This is a genomic window from Mycobacterium sp. NGS29 (assembly GCF_059812965.1).
The window spans coordinates 232,394-252,225 of the sequence record NZ_JCALDR010000003.1; the positions used below are offsets into that span (position 1 = coordinate 232,394).

16 protein-coding genes and 2 pseudogenes are annotated in these 19,832 nt (G+C 67.9%); 7 read left to right on the forward strand and 11 right to left on the reverse strand.

The genetic code is table 11. From position 1 onward, the window contains the following. Genes AC5Y5Z_RS05765 through AC5Y5Z_RS05780 form a run of 4 tightly spaced genes read right to left on the reverse strand, consistent with a single transcriptional unit; the run spans window position 1 to window position 4,850 of the window. On the reverse strand, window positions 1-1,629 hold the full coding sequence (locus tag AC5Y5Z_RS05765) for an ABC-F family ATP-binding cassette domain-containing protein (protein ID WP_463825082.1): 1,629 nt from the start codon (window positions 1,627-1,629) through the stop codon (window positions 1-3). Window positions 1,630-1,638: 9 nt separating this feature from the next. Continuing rightward, on the reverse strand, window positions 1,639-2,466 hold the full coding sequence (locus AC5Y5Z_RS05770; RefSeq protein WP_473139673.1) for an enoyl-CoA hydratase: 828 nt from the start codon (window positions 2,464-2,466) through the stop codon (window positions 1,639-1,641). A 21-nt stretch (window positions 2,467-2,487) separates the two neighbouring features. After that, window positions 2,488-2,838: a thioredoxin gene (trxA, locus tag AC5Y5Z_RS05775; RefSeq protein WP_463825081.1), complete on the reverse strand. Its 351-nt coding sequence runs from the start codon at window positions 2,836-2,838 to the stop codon at window positions 2,488-2,490. Beyond that, window positions 2,835-4,850 (reverse strand): heavy metal translocating P-type ATPase, encoded by a 2,016-nt coding sequence (locus tag AC5Y5Z_RS05780; protein ID WP_499923864.1) that lies wholly within the window; start codon window positions 4,848-4,850, stop codon window positions 2,835-2,837. The genes trxA and AC5Y5Z_RS05780 overlap by 4 nt, the downstream gene beginning before the upstream one ends. A gap of 246 nt (window positions 4,851-5,096) precedes the next feature. Between AC5Y5Z_RS05780 and AC5Y5Z_RS05785 the strand changes: the two are divergent. The 4 genes and pseudogenes from AC5Y5Z_RS05785 to AC5Y5Z_RS05800 form a co-directional block, all read left to right on the forward strand. Beyond that, a pseudogene (locus tag AC5Y5Z_RS05785) lies at window positions 5,097-6,056 on the forward strand (PE family protein); the annotation flags it as partial. An 82-nt stretch (window positions 6,057-6,138) separates the two neighbouring features. Continuing rightward, window positions 6,139-7,968, forward strand: coding sequence for an acyl-CoA dehydrogenase (locus AC5Y5Z_RS05790; RefSeq protein ID WP_463825079.1), 1,830 nt, complete (start codon window positions 6,139-6,141; stop codon window positions 7,966-7,968). Window positions 7,969-8,008: 40 nt separating this feature from the next. Continuing rightward, window positions 8,009-8,803 (forward strand): alpha/beta fold hydrolase, encoded by a 795-nt coding sequence (locus tag AC5Y5Z_RS05795; RefSeq protein ID WP_463825078.1) that lies wholly within the window; start codon window positions 8,009-8,011, stop codon window positions 8,801-8,803. Continuing rightward, window positions 8,800-9,948, forward strand: coding sequence for a PP2C family protein-serine/threonine phosphatase (locus AC5Y5Z_RS05800; RefSeq protein WP_499923866.1), 1,149 nt, complete (start codon window positions 8,800-8,802; stop codon window positions 9,946-9,948). Before AC5Y5Z_RS05795 ends, AC5Y5Z_RS05800 begins: the two co-directional genes overlap by 4 nt. Window positions 9,949-10,002: 54 nt before the next feature. On the opposite strand, the gene AC5Y5Z_RS05805 is transcribed toward AC5Y5Z_RS05800, so the two are convergent. The 7 genes and pseudogenes from AC5Y5Z_RS05805 to AC5Y5Z_RS05835 form a co-directional block, all read right to left on the reverse strand. Then, window positions 10,003-10,371 carry a metal-sulfur cluster assembly factor gene (locus tag AC5Y5Z_RS05805; RefSeq protein ID WP_463825076.1) on the reverse strand — a complete coding sequence of 123 codons (369 nt, stop codon included), beginning with the start codon at window positions 10,369-10,371 and terminating at the stop codon, window positions 10,003-10,005. Next, a pseudogene (gene sufU, locus AC5Y5Z_RS05810) lies at window positions 10,346-10,835 on the reverse strand (Fe-S cluster assembly sulfur transfer protein SufU). The gene AC5Y5Z_RS05805 and the pseudogene sufU overlap by 26 nt, the downstream one beginning before the upstream one ends. Then, complete coding sequence (locus AC5Y5Z_RS05815; protein WP_499923868.1) at window positions 10,832-12,067, reverse strand: cysteine desulfurase; 1,236 nt, start codon at window positions 12,065-12,067, stop codon at window positions 10,832-10,834. The pseudogene sufU and the gene AC5Y5Z_RS05815 overlap by 4 nt, the downstream one beginning before the upstream one ends. 1 nt (window position 12,068) lies before the next feature. Continuing rightward, on the reverse strand, window positions 12,069-12,851 hold the full coding sequence (gene sufC / locus AC5Y5Z_RS05820; RefSeq protein ID WP_463825074.1) for a Fe-S cluster assembly ATPase SufC: 783 nt from the start codon (window positions 12,849-12,851) through the stop codon (window positions 12,069-12,071). After that, window positions 12,848-14,017, reverse strand: coding sequence for a Fe-S cluster assembly protein SufD (gene sufD / locus AC5Y5Z_RS05825; RefSeq protein WP_499923870.1), 1,170 nt, complete (start codon window positions 14,015-14,017; stop codon window positions 12,848-12,850). The genes sufC and sufD overlap by 4 nt, the downstream gene beginning before the upstream one ends. Beyond that, window positions 14,014-15,447 carry a Fe-S cluster assembly protein SufB gene (gene sufB / locus AC5Y5Z_RS05830; RefSeq protein ID WP_463825072.1) on the reverse strand — a complete coding sequence of 478 codons (1,434 nt, stop codon included), beginning with the start codon at window positions 15,445-15,447 and terminating at the stop codon, window positions 14,014-14,016. Before sufB ends, sufD begins: the two co-directional genes overlap by 4 nt. Continuing rightward, the gene (locus AC5Y5Z_RS05835; RefSeq protein WP_473139672.1) at window positions 15,447-16,307 is read right to left on the reverse strand and encodes a helix-turn-helix transcriptional regulator; all 861 of its coding nucleotides are present in this window, start codon (window positions 16,305-16,307) and stop codon (window positions 15,447-15,449) included. The genes sufB and AC5Y5Z_RS05835 overlap by 1 nt, the downstream gene beginning before the upstream one ends. Here AC5Y5Z_RS05835 and mptB point away from each other — a divergent pair. The 3 genes from mptB to AC5Y5Z_RS05850 are packed head-to-tail and all read left to right on the forward strand — an operon-like array spanning window position 16,301 to window position 19,697. Beyond that, a complete protein-coding gene (gene mptB, locus AC5Y5Z_RS05840; protein WP_499923872.1) occupies window positions 16,301-17,995 on the forward strand; it encodes a polyprenol phosphomannose-dependent alpha 1,6 mannosyltransferase MptB in 1,695 nt (564 codons plus the stop codon). The genes AC5Y5Z_RS05835 and mptB overlap by 7 nt on opposite strands. Continuing rightward, a complete protein-coding gene (locus tag AC5Y5Z_RS05845) occupies window positions 17,992-18,933 on the forward strand; it encodes an ABC transporter ATP-binding protein (protein ID WP_463825070.1) in 942 nt (313 codons plus the stop codon). Before mptB ends, AC5Y5Z_RS05845 begins: the two co-directional genes overlap by 4 nt. After that, a complete protein-coding gene (locus AC5Y5Z_RS05850) occupies window positions 18,930-19,697 on the forward strand; it encodes an ABC transporter permease (RefSeq protein WP_463825069.1) in 768 nt (255 codons plus the stop codon). The genes AC5Y5Z_RS05845 and AC5Y5Z_RS05850 overlap by 4 nt, the downstream gene beginning before the upstream one ends. The last annotated feature ends 135 nt before the right edge of the window (window positions 19,698-19,832 follow it).

The window sequence follows — 19,832 nt, forward strand, 5'->3', positions numbered from 1 at the left end:
TCAGGCCAGTTCGATCAGGTCGCGATAGTCCTCGGACCAGTAGTCCTCGGTGCCGTCGGGCAACAACAGGACGCGTTGCGGGTCCAGGGCTTCGGCCGCACCGGGGTCGTGGGTCACCAGCACCACCGAGCCCTGGTAGCTGCGCAGCGCGTCGAGGACCTGCTCGCGTGAGGCCGGGTCGAGGTTGTTGGTCGGTTCGTCGAGCAGCAACACGTTGGCGGTGGATGCGACCAGGCCGGCCAGCGCGAGCCGCGTCTTCTCACCCCCGGACAGCGTGCCCGCCGGCTGGTCGAGTTGCGGGCCGCTGAACATGAACGCACCGAGCAGCCCGCGCAGCTCCTGCTCGCCGGATTCGGGAGCGGCGTGCCGGATGTTCTGCCAGACCGTCGCGTCGTTGTCCAAGGTGTCGTGCTCCTGCGCGAAATAGCCGATGCGCAGACCGTGTCCGGGTTCCAGGCCGCCGGTGTCGGGCGTCTCCACCCCGGCCAGCAACCGCAGCAGCGTGGTCTTGCCGGCACCGTTGAGCCCGAGCACGACCACCCGCGAGCCGCGGTCGATGGCCAGGTCGAGCCCGGTGAACACCTCCAGGGAGCCGTAGGTCTTGCTCAGGCCTTTGACCACCAGCGGGGTGCGGCCGCACGGGGCCGGGGTGGGGAATTTGATGCGGGCCACCTTGTCGGCGACGCGTTCCTCGTCCAGCGAGGCCATCATCCGGTCGGCGCGGCGCAACATGTTCTGCGCGGCAACGGCTTTGGTGGCCTTGGCACCCAGCTTGGCGGCCTGGGTGCGCAGCGCGGCGGCCTTGCGTTCGGCGTTGGCGCGCTCGCGGCGGCGACGCTGCTCGTCGGTCGCGCGGGCGTCGAGGTACTTCTGCCAGCCCATGTTGTAGACGTCCATCTCACCGCGCACCGCATCGAGGAACCACACCCGGTTGACGACATCGGCGATCAGGTCGACGTTGTGGCTGATCATCACCACGCCACCGGTGTGCGACCGCAGGAAGTCCCGTAGCCAGCCCACCGAATCCGCGTCGAGGTGGTTGGTGGGCTCGTCGAGCAGCAACGTGGTGGACGAACCCGCGCCACTGTCGGAGGCGGCGAACAGGATTCGCGCCAACTCCACCCGGCGCCGTTGCCCGCCGGACAGGGTGTGCAACTGCTGGGTGAGCACCCGTTCGGGCAGACCGAGACTCGCGCAGATGCGGCCCGCCTCGCTTTCGGCGCTGTAGCCCCCGAGCGCGACGAAGCGCTCCTCGAGTTGGCCGTAGCGGCGGATGGCGCGGTCCCGCGCGTCGTCGTCGGCGACCTCGGCCATCAACGCCTGCTGCTTTTCCAGATCGGTGAGCAGCACATCGAGACCGCGGGCGGACAACACCCGGTCGCGAGCCAGCACGTCCAGATCGCCCTCTTTGGGATCCTGTGGCAGATAACCGATTTCGCCCTTGCGGGTGACCGTACCGGCGTAGGGCTGGCCCTCCCCCGCCAGGATCCGCAGGGTGGTGGTCTTGCCCGCACCGTTGCGGCCGACCAACCCGATCCGATCACCGGGCTGCACCCGCAGCGCCGGCCCGTCGGGTGAGAGCAGGATGCGCGCACCAGCGCGGACCTCCAGGTCCGTAGCCGTGATCACATCTGCTCCCTATTTTTCGTCGGTGAACACCGCCGGCCGTCTCTCCGCGCGTGCGGCAACCGCTTCTTCGAAGTTGGAGGTGAGTAGACGGACGAAAAGCTGTCCCAGGCCCTCGGCCTGCATGTGTCCCTCGAGACTACCGGCGTCCAGTCCACTCCAAAGTGTTCGTTTGGTCAACTCGATACCCGGACGCGAGAACGCCGCCATGCGCGCCGCGATCGCATAACAGGTGTCCAGCAGCTGGGTGGGCGGCACCTGGCAGGACACCAATCCGATCCGTTCGGCCTCCTCGGCGGAGATGTCACGGCCGGTCAGCATGATCTCGAAGGCCCGCGACGACCCGATGGCCCTGGGCAGCAGGTAACTGAGGCCGAGTTCGCTGGCGGTCAGGCCGTTGTTGATGCCCGCCGCCCGGAAGTATGCGGTGGTAGAGGCCACCCGCACATCGGCGGCCAGGGCCAGACACAGTCCGCCGCCGATGGCCGCGCCGTTCACCGCGGCGATCACCGGTTGATGCAGGCGGCGCAGCTTGAGGATGACGTCGTCGAGGATCTCCATGGACCGCAGCGCATACGTCGGGCGGGTCAGGCCATCGACGTGCGGAACCGAGCCCGCGGACTTGTGATCCGCCCCCGACGAGAAGCCCTTGCCCGCGCCGGTGAGCACCACCACCCGCACCGAGTTGTCGGTGCCGACCTCTTCAAGGGCCTCCCGCAGCGGAACCATGACGTCGAAGGCCATCGAGTTCATTCGCTCGGGACGGTTCAGGGTGATCAGGGCGATCTCGGGCCGCGGGTGTTCCAGGAGGACCAGACTCACCTGTGCACGGTATCGCAGAGCGCCCGCGGGCTGCCGGGTCTAGACCTCGGTTACTTCAGCCTCCGCAGCCTCGTAGCCCTTCAGTTGCTGGATCAGGTCTTCCAGCGCGGCCGGCGGCAGGGCGCCCGCCTGGTTGAACAGCAGTTGGCCGTTCTTGAACGCCATCAGCGTGGGGATGGACCGGATCTGGGCCGCCGCGGCCAGCTCTTGCTCGGCTTCGGTGTCGACCTTGGCGAACACCACATCGGGGTGCTTGTCGGAGGCCGCCTTGAACGTCGGCGCGAAGGCCCGGCACGGGCCGCACCAGGACGCCCAGAAGTCGACGAGCACCATCTCGTTGCCGGCGATCGTGTCGTTGAACTGTGCAGCGGTGAGGTCTTGGGTAGTCACGTCAGCGGTAACGCCGCGACCACGGTCTTTGTTCCCGGCGGGGCTGCCGGGCCGCAACCCGACGCGGCGGCCCGCCACGCCCGGTCGGTCAACAGGCGCAGTCCGTTCAGGGCGACCAGCAGCGTGGAACCTTCGTGGCAGGCGACCCCGAGCGGCAGCGGGAGCTGCCCGAACAGATCCCACAGCACCAGCACCGCGATGAGACTGCCGGCGGCCGCGAGGTTCACCGCCACCACCCGGCGGGCGTGCCGGGCCAGCCCGATGATCGTCGGAATGGTGTGCAGTTCGTCGCGGACCGTCACCCCGTCGGCGGTCTGCAGCGTGAGGTCGGCCCCGGCGCCCATCGCCACCGACGCGCACGCCGCGGCCATGGCGGGCGCGTCGTTGACCCCGTCGCCGACGACGAGCACCCGGTGCCCCGCGCCCTGTAGCGCGCGGACTGCCGCCGCCTTCTGGTCGGGCAGCATGGCCGCGCGCACGTCGGTGATGCCGGCGGCCCGGCCCACCCGTCGCGCCGCGGGCACGTTGTCGCCGGTCAGCAAGACCGGTGGCGTCGTGGTCAACGCGCTCAGCGCAGCCACCGACACCGCGGCGTCGCCGCGAATCTGGTCGGTGAGTCCGAGCAACCCGACCGCCACTCCGTTGACGACGACGACGGCCGCCGTGGCACCATCCGCCAACATCGCCGCCAGCGCGGCCGGCGGTTCCCCCCGATAGCTGTCCGGACTGCACACTTCGACGAAAGCACCGTCCACGGTCGCCCGCACCCCGCGGCCGGGCAGGGCGCGGAAGTCCTCGGCCGCCGCGATGGCGACCCCACGACGGCGGGCTGCCGTGACGATCGCGCGACCCAGCGGGTGCTCACTGAATTGCTCTGCACCGGAGGCTAATTCGAGTATTCGGCGCACATCCGCCAGCTCGGGCCGCAACACCTCGACGGTACTCAGCTGCGGTGTCCCACAGGTCAGCGTGCCGGTCTTGTCCAGCGCGACGACGCTGATGTCGGCGAGATGTTCCATGACCAGCGCGGACTTGACCAGGACACCGTGCCGACCGGCGTTGGCGACCGCGGACAGCAACGGCGGCATGGTGGCCAAGACCACCGCGCACGGTGAGGCCACGATCATGAAAGTCATGGCGCGCAACAGAACTGACTGCAGTGGCAGGCCGATCAGCAGTGGGATCACGATCAGGGCGAGGGTGGCACCCACCACGCCCACCGAGTAGCGCCGCTCGATCTTCTCCACAAACAGTTGGGTTTTCGCCTTCGTCGCCGACGCCGCTGCTACCAGCTCGACGATGCGGGCCACCGCACTGCGCGACGGGTCGCGCGTGACGACGACGTGCAACACCCCGGATCCGTTGACCGTACCGGCGAACACCTCATCGCCCGCCGACTTGGCCGCCGGCATGGACTCACCCGTGATGGAGCACTGGTCGACCTCGGATGCGCCGGCCAGCACCGCCCCGTCGGCCGGGATGCGCTCTCCCGGCCGCACCACCGCCCGGTCACCGACCACCAGTTCGCCGGCCGGCACTGTCTGTTCGTTGCCGTGCCCGTCGACCACCACAGCCCGGTCGGGCGCCAGGTTCAGTAATCCCTTGACCGAGTCCGCCGTGTGCTTGGTGGCGACCTCGTCGAGCGCCCCCGAGGTCGCGAAAATCACGATCAGCAGCGCGCCGTCGAAGATCTGCCCGATGGCCACCGCGCCCACCGCGGCAACGATCATCAACAGGTCGACGTCGAGCTCCCGGTGACGCAACGCCTGCGCCCCGGCCCACGCCGATCCCCAGCCGCCGGCGAGATAGCACGCCAGGTACAACGACCACCAGATACCCTGCGGCGCACCGCTGAGCTGTGCCGCGAAGCCGGCCGCGAAGAGCAGCAGCGCCACCGCCGCCCAGCGCACGGACATCACCGACCACAGCGCCGCGGGCCAACACACCGGACCTACCGTCGGGCCACGCTCGGCGGCCGCCGCAGCGGGCGCTTCGACGGCGGACACGGTCATTGCGGCGGCCTCGCGGGGACAGAGTTGGGCTGGATGCACCGAGTGTATTGACGCAGGGATCCGCCCAGGTCTCGGTTCCGTTGCGGTATGTCAATGAATTGGCTTCTGCCACAAATGAAAACGACGGTGTGATGAAGTCCGGTGACCCGTGCAGGTCCCGCTGAATTCGATCCGGAAAAAGTTGGATCCATCGGTGCCGAACAGCGTTAAGCTTCGTAGGTCGCTGTCTCAATGTGGAGGTGCGAAATGTCGTACGTGGTCGCTAACACCGAGTTCGTTTCGCAGGCGGCGGGCGATCTGGCCCGGGTCGGCTCGCTGCTCAACGACGCCAACGCGGCGGCGGCAGCACGAACCTCGAACGCGCTGGCTGCCGGGGCCGACGAGGTGTCTCGGGCGGTGGCGGCGGTCTTCGGGTCGCACGCCCAGACCTATCAGTCAATCAGCGCGCAGGCCAGCGCATTTCACGCGCAGTTCGTGCAGACCCTGGCCCGCAACGCGGGTGCGTACGCCACCGCCGAAGCCACCAACCTCGGGCCGTTGCAGCCGGTGCTCGACCTGATCAACGCGCCCAGCCGCGCGCTGTTCAACCGGCCGTTCTTCGGCGACGGCCGCACCGGCGCAGCCGGCATGGCCGGCGAGGACGGTGGGATCTTCTTCGGGAACGGCGGTGCCGGCGGTGCCGGTGTCGCCCCGGGACAAGCCGGCGGCAGAGGGGGATCCGCCGGGTTGCTCGGCTTCGGGGGTGCCGGCGGCGCCAGTGGTACGGCGGCGGTCGGCGGCGCCGGGGGAAACGGTGGACTGCTTTACGGCGGGGGCGGCGCCGGAGGTACCGGATTCTTCGGTGGTGGCGCCGGCGGTCGCGCCTGGCTGTTCGGCGATGGTGGGGTCGGCGGGACAGCCACCTCCGCGGGAATCGGCGGCGCCGGCGGTGCCGGCGGATTCTTCATCGGCAATGGCGGCGGCGGCGGCAGCGGCGGCGGGCTCGTGTCCAACGCCAGCGGCGGCCCCGGCGGCCAGTCCGGCTTGATCGGTAACGGCGGCGAGGGTGGCGACGGCGGGGCATTCCCGCCCGGCAACGGCGGCAACGGAGGAAACGCGCTGCTGTTCGGCAACGGTGGCGCCGGCGGTACCGGCACGGCCGTCGGTTCCACTGACGGCCTGGGCGGCACCCGCGGCCTGCTCTTCGGCCAGAACGGCGCCAACGGTTAGTACCCCGTACTTACGGTTGCGTACGTTTTCCGACGTCGGACACACTTGAGACCCACCGGTCTGAGTGGAAGGAACCGCAGTGGGGCACTACATCGCCAACGTTCGGGATCTCGAGTTCAACCTGTTCGAGGTTCTCGACATCGGGGCGGTGCTCGGTGCCGGGCGGTACGCCGATCTCGACCTCGACACCGCGCACACCATCCTGGCCGAGGCGGCACGCCTGGCCGAGGGGCCGCTCGCCGAAACCTTCGCGTTCGCCGACCGCAACCCCCCGGTGTTCGACCCGGCCACGCACAGCATCAGCATCCCGCCCGAGGTGGTCAAGACGTTGCAGGCCATCAAAGACGCCGAGTGGTGGCGGTTGGGCCTGGCCGAGGAGATCGGCGGCATGGCCGCACCTCCGCCGCTGACCTGGGCCGTCAACGAGATGATCTACTGCGCGAACCCGTCGGTGTCCTTCCTGAACTTCGGCCCGGTGTTGTCCCAACCCCTCTTCCTAGAGGGCAACGAGGAGCAAAAGCATTGGGCTGCACTGGGAATCGAGCGCGGCTGGCAGGCCACCATGGTGCTCACCGAACCTGACGCCGGCTCCGATGTAGGCGCGGGGCGCACCAAGGCCGTCGAGCAGCCCGACGGCACCTGGCACATCGAGGGCGTCAAGCGGTTCATCTCCGGCGGCGACGTCGGCGCCACCACGGAGAACATCTTCCATCTGGTGCTCGCCCGGCCCGAGGGCGCCGGGCCCGGCACCAAAGGGTTGAGCCTGTTCTACGTCCCCAACTATCTGTTCGACTCGGAGACCGGTGAACTCGGCGAACGCAACGGCGTGTACGTCACCAACCTCGAGCACAAGATGGGGCTCAAGACCTCGCCGACCTGCGAGCTGACGTTCGGCGCCACCGACGTCCCCGCGGTCGGCTACCTGGTCGGCGGCGTGCACAACGGCATCGCGCAGATGTTCACTGTGATCGAGCACGCCCGAATGACGATCGGCGTCAAGTCTTCCGGCACCTTGTCCACGGGCTACCTCAACGCGCTGGCCTACGCCAAGGAACGGGTGCAGGGCGCCGACCTCACCCAGATGACCGACAAGACCGCGCCGCGGGTCACGATCATGCACCACCCCGACGTGCGGCGCAGCCTGATGACCCAGAAGGCTTACGCCGAAGGGCTGCGCGCGCTGTACCTCTATGCCGCTGCACATCAGGATGACGATGTCGCACAACATGTTTCGGGAGCAGATCACGACATGGCGCATCGCGTCGACGACTTGCTGCTGCCGATCGTCAAGGGTGTGGGCTCCGAGCGGGCATACGAGATCTTGACGGAATCCCTGCAGACACTGGGCGGTTCGGGATTCCTGCAGGACTACCCCATCGAGCAGTACATCCGGGACTCCAAGATCGACTCACTCTACGAGGGCACCACGGCGATCCAGGCGATGGATTTCTTCTTCCGCAAGATCGTTCGCGACCACGGCCAGTCGCTGACCCACCTGACGAACCAGATCAACACAACCATCGAGAACATCGACGAGTCGCTCAAAGATCAGGCCGAACTGCTGCAGGCCGCGCTGGACGACGTCACCGGCATGACGACCGCGTTGATGGGATACCTGATGTCGGCCGCCCAGCACCCCACCGACATCTACAAGGTCGGCCTGGGATCGGTGCGCTACCTGCTCGCCGTCGGTGACCTGCTGATCGGCTGGCGGCTGCTGGTCCAGGCCGGCGTGGCCCAGGCGGCATTGGCCGGCGATCGGTCACCCGGCGACCAGGCCTTCTATCAGGGCAAAGTCGCGGTTTCGGGCTTCTTCGCCAAGAACGTGCTGCCCAAACTGGCCGGGTTGCGCAGCGTCATCGAGAACACCGACGACGACATCATGCGGATGCCCGAAGAGGCGTTCTGACGCACGGACCGACCGCCGGCGGACGTGCGATTATTACGGCATGGATGTCCGTGTCCGGAACAATGTGCACTTCCTCGGCCCCGAGGAGGCGCCGACGCTCATGCTGGCGCACGGATTCGGCTGCGACCAGGAGATGTGGCGCCGCGTCACCGCGCCGTTGAGCCGGCATTTCCGCGTCGTGCTGTTCGACCACGTCGGCTCGGGCGGTGCTGACCCTTCGGCGTGGGATCCGCAGCGTTACGCCAGCCTGGACGGTTACGCGACGGACATCCTCGAGCTCGTCGACCAGCTGCAGTTGCGCGATCCGGTCTTCGTCGGCCACTCGGTTGCCGCGATGATGGGTGTGCTGGCCGCCGCCGAGCGTCCCGACGCGTTTGCCAAGCTGGTGCTGGTGACGCCGTCACCCTGCTACATCGACGACGCCGACTACCGCGGCGGATTCACCCGCGCCGACATCGACGATCTGCTCGACTCGCTGGACAGCAATTACCTGGGCTGGTCGCACGCGATCGCCCCGACCATCGTGGGCAACCCGGACCGCCCCGAACTGTCCGAGGAACTCGCCGAGACCTTCTGCCGCACCGACCCTGCGTGCGCAAAAGTGTTCGCGCGCACGACTTTTCTGTCCGACAACCGCGCGGACCTGTCCCGGGTGTCACTACCCACGCTGGTGCTGGAATGCGCCGAGGACGCCATCGCCCCCACCGGTGTCGGCGCGTACGTCGCTGAACACATTGCCGGCAGCACCCTGGTCACCCTGGACACGACCGGGCACTGCCCGCAGCTGAGCGCACCCGAGGCCACCGCCGCCCAAATCGCAGCGTTTGCTCAGTGACAGATTTCCAACCCGAAGACTTCTTCGACAACGCGCCCTGCGGTCTGCTGTGCGCGACCACCGACCGGCGCATCACCGCGGTCAATGCCGTGCTGGCCGACTGGCTCGGGTACTCGCCGAACGAGCTGGTCGGCCGGCAGTTCACCGAGCTGTTCAGCGCCGGCGCCCGCATCCATTACGAGACCCATTTCGCACCGCTGCTCCAGGTCAATCTCAGCGTCGCCGAGATGGCGATCGACCTGGTGCGATCCGACGCGACCCGGCTGCCGGTGTTGATCACAGCAAACGCCAAAGGATCGCCGCAACTCATCCGGATGGCGATCCACGATGCGCGCAAGCGGCGCTCCTATGAACGCGAACTGCTGGACGAACGGCGCCGCGCGGAGGCCGAGCAGGCCCGCGCGGAACTGCTCGCCGCCACCTTGCAGCGGTCGCTGCTCCCGCCGTCTTTGTCCCCGCCGCCGTCCGTGCAGGCCATCGCCCACTATCACGCCGCTACCGGCGAGGTCGGCGGCGACTTCTATGACCTGTTCCCCCTCGCGGGCGACACCTGGGGGTTTTTCCTGGGCGACGTCGCCGGCAAGGGTGCGGCAGCGGCCGCGGTGACCTCGCTGACCCGGTACACCCTGCGGGCTGCGGCGGTGATGTCCACCGCCGACCCGGTGTCGGTGCTGCACACCGTGGATAAGGTTCTCAAACAGCGCGCTCCCCGCGATGCACACACCTTCGCCACCGTCATCGTCGGGACCCTTCGCCCCTCCCCGTCCGGCATTGACGTTCATCTGGCCAGCGGTGGGCATCCACCTGCCCTGTTGCTCGGTTCGGCCGGCGAAGTCCGGGAAGTCTCCACCGCGGGCGGCCAACCCGTAGGCATCCTGGCCAGACCGGACTTCGTGGCCACCCGGCTACGCCTGGTCGCCGGCGACACGTTGCTGCTCTACTCCGACGGGCTGACCGAGGCCCGCACCGGACGGGGCCGTGAACGGTACGACGACGACGGCGCGTTGCTGCGGTTCGCGCAAGCGCACGCTCCGTCGACGGCCGCGGACCTCATGGCCGCATTGCAAGGATTGCTGACCGACCTCGGCCGTGGCGTCGAAGACGACGTCGCCCTGCTGGCCCTCGGGGTTCCGGCTGGCCAATGACACGACACCGTGCGGCTGTCCGCCCGGGGGGCGGCCAACCACACCGCCGCTGAATCAGACGGTGAATCCCAGCGCCCGGAGTTGCTCGCGGCCGTCTTCGGTGATCTTGTCCGGACCCCACGGCGGATTCCAGACCCAGTTGATGCGCAACTCGTCGACCAGCCCGCTGCCGATCAACGCCGAGCGCGACTGGTCCTCGATCACATCGGTCAGCGGGCAGGCCGCCGACGTCAGCGTCATGTCGACCAGAGCGATCGTGCCTTCTTCGCCCTCTTCCAGGTTGAGGCCGTATACCAAGCCCAGGTCGACGACGTTGATGCCCAGCTCCGGGTCGACGACGTCGCGCATCGCCTCTTCCATCTCGGCGAGCAGTTCCTCGTCGGGTGCGCTGTTCTCGCTACCGGGCAGTGCGGTTTCGCTCATCTGTCGACCTCCTCGAAAGCTGCGTGGGCCTGCGCGAGCGCATCTTTGAACGCCATCCAGCCGAGCAACGCGCATTTGACCCGCGCCGGATACTTGGCCACCCCTGCAAACGCTACTCCGTCGCCCAGCACATCCTCATCGCCCTGCACATTGCCCCGCGACGACACCATGGCGCTGAACGCGTCGACGGTCTGCAGCGCCTGCGGCACGCTCTGCCCGATCACCTGATCGGTCAGCACCGAGGTCGCCGCCTGGCTGATCGAACAGCCCTGCCCGTCATAGGAGATGTCGGCGACGGTCTCGCCGTCCTCGGACAGCGCCACCCGCAGCGTCACCTCGTCGCCGCACACCGGGTTGACGTGGAACACCTCGGCGCCGAACGGTTCGCGCAGTCCGCGGTGGTGCGGATGCTTGTAGTGGTCCAGGATCACGTCCTGGTACATCTGCTCGAGACGCAAAGTCAGTCTCTCCCAAAGAAATCCACGGACCGTCGCACGCCCGCTACCAGCCGGTCGACCTCCTCGGCGGTGTTGTACACGGCGAACGATGCGCGGGCGGTGGCGGCCAGACCGAACCTGCGGTGCAACGGCAGCGCGCAGTGGTGCCCGACCCGGACCGCCACACCGTCGTCGTCAAGCACCTGACCCACGTCGTGGGCGTGCACGCCGTCGACGACGAACGAGACCGGGGACCCGCGGTCCTGCATGGATGTCGGACCGACGATGCGGACGCCGTCGATGCGGGACAGGCCGTCGATGGCCTGGGCAACCAGTTCGCGTTCGTGGGACTCGACAGCGTCCATCCCGATGGCCTGGAGATAGCGTGAGGCCGCGGCCAAGCCGACCACCTGTGAGGTCATCGGTGTGCCCGCCTCGAAGCGCTGCGGGGCGGGCGCGTAGCTGGAGGCCGTCATGGTGACCGACTCGATCATCGAACCGCCGGTGAGGAACGGGGGCATGGCGGCCAGCAGTCCACGCCGGCCGTACAGCACGCCGATTCCGTTAGGCCCCAGCATCTTATGCCCGGAGAAGGCGGCGAAGTCGACGCCGTCCGCGTGGAAGTCGACCGGCTGGTGCGGTACCGACTGGCAGGCGTCCAGGACGGTCAGCGCCCCCACCGCGCCGGCGCGGGCGACCAGTTCGGCGACCGGCGCCAAGGCACCGGTGACGTTGGAATGATGGCTGAAGGCAACGACTTTGACGCGTTCGTCGAGCTGCAACGAGTCCAGGTCGATGCGGCCGTCGTTGGTCACGCCGTACCACTTGAGCGTGGCTCCGGTCCGGCGGGCCAACTCCTGCCAGGGGATCAAGTTGGCGTGGTGTTCGAGTTCGGTGGTGACGATCACGTCGCCCGGCCCTACCGCACGCTCGAACCGGCTGTCCCCCAGCACATATGACACCAGGTTGAGCGATTCGGTGGCGTTCTTGGTGAACACCAGTTCGTCGGGGTCGGCGCCGACGAAGCCCGCAATGTCGGCCCGACCCTGCTCGTAGGCGTCGGTGGCCTCTTCCATCAACTGATGCGCACCCCGGTGCACGCCGCCGTTGGCGGTCAGCAGAAACTCGCGCTCGGCGTCGAGGACTTGCAACGGCCGCTGCGAGGTGGCGCCGGAATCCAGGTACGCCAACTGATTTCCGCCGCGCATGATGCGCTTGAGGATGGGGAAATCGGCGCGGATGGCCGTCAGGTCCAGCATGTTAGGCCCCGGTGGGTGCTGCTTGCTGAAAGCGCTCGTAACCGTTCTGCTCGAGTTCGTCGGCCAGCTCCGGCCCGCCCGATTCCGCGATGCGACCGCCGACGAACACGTGCACATATTCCGGCCGGATGTAGCGCAGGATGCGGGTGTAGTGCGTGATCAGCAGGACGCCGCCGTGCTCGGCCTGCGCGTAGCGGTTCACGCCGTCGCTCACCACCCGCAGCGCGTCGACGTCCAGGCCGGAGTCGGTCTCGTCCAGGATGGCGATCTTGGGCTTGAGCAGCTCGAGCTGCAGGATCTCGTGGCGCTTCTTCTCGCCGCCGGAGAAACCCTCGTTGACGCTGCGCTCGGCGAAGGCCGGGTCAACCTCTAGGGCGGCCATCGCGGTTTTGACCTCTTTGACCCAGTGCCGCAGCTTGGGCGCCTCGCCGCGGATGGCGGTGGCGGCCGTACGCAGGAAGTTCGACACCGAGACACCGGGCACCTCGACCGGGTACTGCATCGCCAGGAACAGCCCGGCCCGCGCACGTTCGTCGACGCTCATCGCCAGCACGTCCGCGCCGTCCAGGGTGATGGATCCGGACGTGACAAGGTATTTGGGGTGGCCGGCGATGGCGTAGGACAGCGTCGACTTACCGGAGCCGTTGGGGCCCATCAGCGCATGTGTCTCACCGGACTGCACGGTCAGATCGACGCCCTTGAGGATGGGGATCTCGCGCTCCCCGGCCGCGGCATCTTTGTTTTCGACGCTGACGTGCAGGTCTTTGATCTCCAGAGTGGTCATGAGGCTGTGTTCTTCTCCGTGATTTCCAGTTCGTGTTCGATGGCTGCGGTGAGGCGTTCCCGTAGCTCGGGCACCGCGATCTTGGCGATGATCTCACCGAAGAATCCGCGGATCACCAACCGGCGGGCCTGCTCCTCGGGGATGCCGCGGGAGCGCAGGTAGAACAGTTGCTCGTCGTCGAAACGTCCAGTGGCGCTGGCGTGTCCGGCCCCAGCGATCTCACCGGTCTCGATCTCCAGGTTGGGTACCGAGTCCGCGCGGGCGCCGTCGGTGAGCACCAGGTTGCGGTTCATCTCGAAGGTGTTGGTGCCGGTGGCCTCGGCGCGGATCAGCACGTCGCCGATCCAGACGGTGTGCGCGTCGGGTCGCTTGGACGACGGATCTCCTTGCAGCGCACCCTTGTACAGCACGTTGGACTTGCAGTCGGGCTGAGCGTGGTCGACCAGCAGCCGCGACTCGAGGTGCTGGCCGTCGTCGGCGAAGTACAGACCCAACAGGTCCGCGTCGCCACCGGGAGCGGCGAAACGCACAGTGGCCGACATCCGCACCACCTCACCGCCCAGCGTGACGGTGGCGTGTTTGAGCACCGCGTCCTTGCCGAGCCTGCCGTGGTGGGCGCTGAGGTGCACGACGTCGTCGGCCCAGTCGGCGATCCAGATGACGGTGAGCCGGGCGGCGTCCGCGACGACGAATTCCACGTTGTCGGCGTAGGTTCCGCTGCCCCGGTGATCGATGACGACGACGGCCTCGCCGAGTTCCTCGACACGGATTTGCAGGTGCCCATAGGCGGTGGCGCCCGCACCGGGACCCGCGACGGTGATGTTGATCGGTTCGGCGATCTGTCGGTCACGGCCGACGGTGACCAGCGTGGCGGAGTTGAACGACGAAAACGCCTGCGCCGCAACGCGGTCAGCGGGGACACCGCCCTGACCGAGGCGTTCGTCGCCGCGGCGCACTTTCTCGGTGGTCACGCCGTCGTGTTCGGTGACGGCAAGTTGCGCGCTGCCGGTGGCTTGCGCGGAGCCGTCGTGCAGGCCGCGCAGCCGCTTGAGCGGGGTGAACCGCCACAACTCGTCGCGACCGTGCGGCACCTCGAAGGCGTCGACATCAAAGGAGGAGAACAGCTCCCCCTTGTTCAGGGCAGCTGCTGCGGTGCCGGCCGTCATCCGACCGCACCCTCCATCTGCAGCTCGATCAGCCGGTTGAGCTCCAGCGCGTACTCCATCGGCAGTTCCTTGGCGATCGGCTCGACGAACCCGCGCACCACCATCGCCATCGCCTCGTCCTCGGTCATGCCGCGGCTCATCAGGTAGAACAGCTGGTTCTCGCTGACCTTGGAGACGGTGGCCTCATGGCCCATCGTGACGTCGTCTTCACGGATGTCGACGTAGGGGTAGGTGTCGCTGCGGCTGATCGTATCCACCAGCAGCGCATCGCATTTCACCGACGAGCGCGACCCGTGCGCACCCTTGTTGACCTGAACCAGACCGCGGTAGGAGGTACGACCGCCGCCGCGGGCCACCGACTTGGACACGATGTTGCTCGACGTGTTGGGCGCCAGGTGCAGCATCTTGGCGCCGGTGTCCTGGTGCTGGTCCTCGCCGGCGAACGCGATCGAGAGCACCTCACCCTTGGCGTGCTCACCGGTCATCCAGACCGCCGGGTACTTCATGGTGACCTTGGATCCGATGTTGCCGTCGACCCATTCCATGGTGGCGCCGGCTTCGGCGCGGGCGCGCTTGGTGACCAGGTTGTAGACGTTGTTCGACCAGTTCTGGATGGTGGTGTAACGGCAACGGCCACCGGGCTTTACGATGATTTCCACCACCGCGGAGTGCAGCGAGTCCGACTTGTAGATCGGCGCGGTGCAGCCCTCGATGTAGTGCACATAAGCGTTCTCGTCGACGATGATCAGCGTCCGCTCGAACTGGCCCATGTTCTCGGTGTTGATCCGGAAGTAGGCCTGCAGCGGGATGTCGACGTGCACGCCCGGCGGCACGTAGATGAAGCTGCCGCCCGACCACACCGCGGTGTTCAGCGCGGAGAACTTGTTGTCCCCGGCGGGAATCACCGTGCCGAAGTACTTCTTGAAGATCTCCGGGTGCTCTCGCAACGCGGTGTCGGTGTCCAAAAAGATGACGCCCTGCTTTTCGAGGTCCTCGCGAATGGAGTGGTAAACAACTTCTGACTCGTACTGGGCGGCGACACCGGAGACCAGCCGCTGCTTCTCGGCCTCCGGGATGCCCAGCTTGTCGTAGGTGTTCTTGATGTCGGCGGGCAGATCATCCCAGGTCGCGGCCTGCTTCTCGCTGGAGCGCACAAAGTACTTGATGTTGTCGAAGTCAATGCCTTCGAGGTTGGATCCCCAGTTCGGCATCGGCTTCTTGTCGAAGATTCCCAGCGCCTTCAGTCGGATGTCCAGCATCCACTCCGGCTCGCTTTTCTTGGCAGAGATGTCGCGCACCACCGCCTCGGACAAGCCGCGCTGCGCACTGGCGCCGGCGACGTCGGAGTCGGCCCAGCCGTAGCCGTAGCGGCCCAGCGAGTCGATCGTCTGCTCCTGGGTCAGCGGCTCTCTAGCTGCTTCGAGGGTCATCAGGACGCTCCTTCATTGCTGGTGGTCGGGCGCGGGCTGGGCGCCAGTTTGAGTGGCACGTGGGTGGTGCAGGCACAGTCACCGTTGACGATCGTCGCCAACAACTGCACGTGGGTGCCGAGCACCTCAGACATCGCCTGCTGCTCGGCTTCGCACAACTCCGGGAATTCCTCGGCCACGTGGGACACCGGGCAGTGATGCTGGCAGATTTGCACACCCTGCACCGGCCCACCCACCCGGGTGGTGGTGGCGACGTAACCGGCCTGCGTCAGCGCCTGCGCAATGCGCGACGCGGCGGCTTCGACAGCGGAATCGTCGGCGCCGTCGGCCGGCGCCACATCGGACAACAGCGCGTCGATACGGCGGCGCGCGAACTTCTGCACCGCAGCGTCGCCGCCGATTTCGCGGAGCTGCCGAATCGCCGCGGAAGCCAGGTCGTCATAGGAATGGTCGAGCTTGGCGCGTCCCGCTGCGGTCAGGCGGTAACGCTTGGCCGGCCGCCCCCGACCCACCTGCTGCCAGGACGCGGCGGCCACGGACTCGGCCTCGCCGGCGTCGATGAGCGCGTCGAGGTGGCGGCGCACTCCGGCGGCCGACAAGCCCAGTCGCTCGCTGATCTCGGTGGCGGTGATGGACCCGGATTCCAGTAGCAGTCGCACGATCGCGCGCCTGGTGTGACCCTCCGACCCGGCAGCGCTGACCGCGGGCACCCCGGCAGGGGCGGCCGCAGACACAGCGGCGCCCAGCTCGGATTGGATTTTCACAACACCAGTGTGTCGCAATTCCCGCCGGCGGTCCAGCAAGGGTGCCCTTACGTGACGAGAGCAACAGCAGCTGCCGTTACGCTGCTCAGATGGCAGCCCGCCACCGCACCTTGAGCTCGTCGATCGCCGCCCTGCACGGCGACGAGCAGACGGTGGGAAAGCCACTCAACGCCACCGAATTCGCGGCACTCAAGCGCACCCGGCTCTTCGGCGCCACCGGCACCGTGCTGATGGCGATCGGCGCCCTGGGCGACGGCGCCCGGCCCGTCGTGCAGGACCCGACCTTCGGCGTCCGGTTGCTCAACCTGCCGTCGCGCATCCAGACCGTCGCGCTGACGATGACCACCACCGGCGCGGTGATGATGGCACTGGCCTGGCTGATGCTGGGCCGGTTCGCGTCGGGCAAGCGGCGGATGTCGCGCGGCGACCTGGACCGCACCCTGGTGCTGTGGATGCTGCCGCTGCTGATCGCTCCCCCGATGTACAGCAAAGACGTCTACTCGTATCTGGCCCAGAGCCAGATCTCGCTGGACGGCCTGGACCCCTACCGGGTGGGTCCGGCGTCCGGCCTGGGCCTGGGCCACGTGTTCACCCTGTCGGTGCCCAGCCTGTGGCGCGAGACCCCGGCGCCCTACGGTCCGCTGTTCCTGTGGATCGGGCGCGGCATCTCCTCGATCACGGGCGAGAACATCGTCGCCGCGGTGTTGTTCCACCGGCTGGTGGTGCTGCTGGGGGTGGCCCTGATCGTGTGGGCCACGCCGCGGCTGGCCCGGCGGTGCGGGGTGGCCGAAGTCAGCGCGCTCTGGCTGGGCGCGGCGAACCCGCTGCTGTTCATGCATCTGGTGGCCGGCATCCACAACGAGGCGTTGATGCTGGGACTGATGCTCACCGGCGCTGAATTCGCGTTGCGGGGCCTGGACTCGACCGGCTCGGACCGCCTGCTGCCGCATTCGTGGCGGATCGGCCCGGACTGGCGCCCGCTGGGGATGCTGGTGTTCGGATCGGTCCTGATCGTGCTGTCGTCACAGGTGAAACTGCCCTCGCTGCTGGCGCTGGGCTTCGTCACCGGCGCGCTGGCCTACCGTTGCGGCGGCAGCATCAAGGCGTTGCTGCTCTCCGGCCTCGGCATGGCGGGGTTGGCGTTGACGGTGATGGGCATCGTCGGATGGGCCAGCGGGCTGGGTTTCGGCTGGATCTACACCCTGGGCACCGCCAACGTGGTGCGCAGCTGGATGTCACCGCCCACGCTGCTGGCGCTGGGGACCGGGCAGGTGGGCATTCTGCTGGGCCTGGGCGATCACACCACCGCGATACTGTCGCTGACCCGTGCCATCGGCGTGCTGATCATCATGGTGATGGTCTGCTGGCTGTTGCTGGCCGTCTTCCGCGGCCGGCTACACCCGATCGGCGGATTGGGCGTGGCGCTGGGGCTGACCGTGCTGCTGTTCCCGGTGGTGCAACCCTGGTACCTGCTCTGGGCCATCATTCCGCTGGCCGCATGGGCGACCCGCACCGGATTCCGCGCCGCGGCTATCGTGATCACGTTGATCGTGGGCATCTTCGGTCCCACCGCCAACGGGGACCGGTTCGCCCTGTTCCAGATCGTCGACGCCACGCTGGCCAGCGCGTTCATCGTGGTGGTGCTCATTTCGCTGACCTATCACCGGCTGCCGTGGCGACCCCTGGACGAGGAGAACCCGGAACCGGCACCTGCCGAGCCGGCGACCGAGATCCAGCCCTCGGCGACGGCCACCACTCCCGACGCCTACGCTGATTCCACGTGAGCTCAGTCCCCCTCGACCGCGAATGCGTGGTGCGGCTGCGCGGGGTGCGCAAACAGTACGGGTCCGTCCAGGCCGTGTCCGGCCTCGATCTGGACGTGCATGCCGCCGAAGTCTTCGCCCTGCTGGGTCCCAACGGCGCCGGTAAGACCACCACCGTCGAGATGTGCGAGGGCTTCGTGCGACCGGACGCCGGCAGCATCGAGGTCCTCGGATTGGACCCGATCGCCGACAACGCGCGCCTGCGGCCCCGGATCGGCGTGATGTTGCAGGGCGGCGGCGGCTACCCGGCGGCGCGCGCCGGGGAAATGCTGGATCTGGTGGCCTCCTATGCCGCCGACCCGCTGGACCCGACGTGGCTGCTGGACATCCTGGGCCTGACCGAAGCGGCCCGCACCACCTACAAGCGGCTCTCCGGCGGCCAGCAGCAGCGGCTCGCGCTGGCCTGCGCCCTGGTCGGCCGTCCCGAACTGGTCTTCCTCGACGAGCCCACCGCCGGGATGGACGCCCACGCGCGGCTGCTGGTGTGGGAACTGATCGACGCGCTGCGCCGCGACGGCGTCACCGTGGTGTTGACCACGCACCAGCTCAAAGAGGCCGAAGAGCTCGCCGACCGGCTGGTGATCATCGACCACGGGACGATGGTCGCGTCCGGCACGCCGGCCGAGCTGATGCGCAGCGGCGCCAAAGACCAGCTGCGGTTCAGCGCGCCGCCGCGCCTCGACCTGTCGCTGTTGAGCTCGGCGCTGCCGGAGGACTACCAGGCCAGCGAGTTGTCCCCGGGCGAGTACCTGGTCGAGGGACCGGTCGGTCCGCAGGTGCTGGCCACCATCACGGCGTGGTGCGCTCAGATCGACGTGCTGGCCACCGACATGCGGGTCGAACAACGCAGCCTCGAAGACGTGTTCCTCGACCTGACCGGCAGAAAGTTGCGGTCATGAGCTTTCCGGCAGGAACCTTCACCCCGGACCCGCGCCCCAGCGCGGTATCCCGGATGCTGGCCGCGCAATTCGGTCTGGAAGCCAAGCTGCTGCTGCGCAATGGCGAGCAGTTGCTGCTGACCATGTTCATCCCGATCACGCTGCTGGTGGGCTTGAGCCTGCTGCCGTTCGGTTCGTTCCGCGAGCCGCGTGCCGCGGTGTTCACCCCCGCCATCATGGCGCTGGCCGTGATCTCCACCGCGTTCACCGGCCAGGCGATCGCGGTGGCCTTCGACCGCCGCTACGGCGCCCTGAAGCGGCTGGGGGCCACCCCGCTGCCGGTCTGGGGCATCATCGTCGGCAAGTCACTGGCTGTGATGTTCACTGTGTTCCTGCAGTCAATCATTTTGGGCGGCATCGGGATTGCGGTCGGCTGGCGGCCGGCGCCGGCTGCGCTGGCCCTGGGCGCGGTGGTGATCGGGCTGGGCACCTGGGCGTTCGCCGCGCTGGGTCTGCTGCTCGGCGGGACGCTGCGCGCCGAGATCGTGTTGGCGCTGGCCAACCTGTTGTGGTTCGTCTTCGCCGGTTTCGGTGCCCTGACACTCGAGACGGACCTGGTCCCGACGGCGATCAAGTGGGCGGCGCGGGTGACGCCGTCGGGAGCCCTGACCGAGGCGCTGTCGCAGGCCATGAGCTTGCGGGTGGACTGGTTCGGGATCGCCGTGCTGACCGTGTGGGGTGCGGTGGCCGCGCTGGCGGCGCGGCGGTGGTTCCGCTTCGTCTGAGCCGTCCGGGGGCGTTGGCTCTGCGCCCGGGGCGGGGAAGTTCGAGTAGCGCGCACCCGCAGCGCAGTGTCAACGGCCGGGGGCTGCTCTACTACACGACGTAGTCGTCGATACGATCGTTCGGTGACGGTCGGA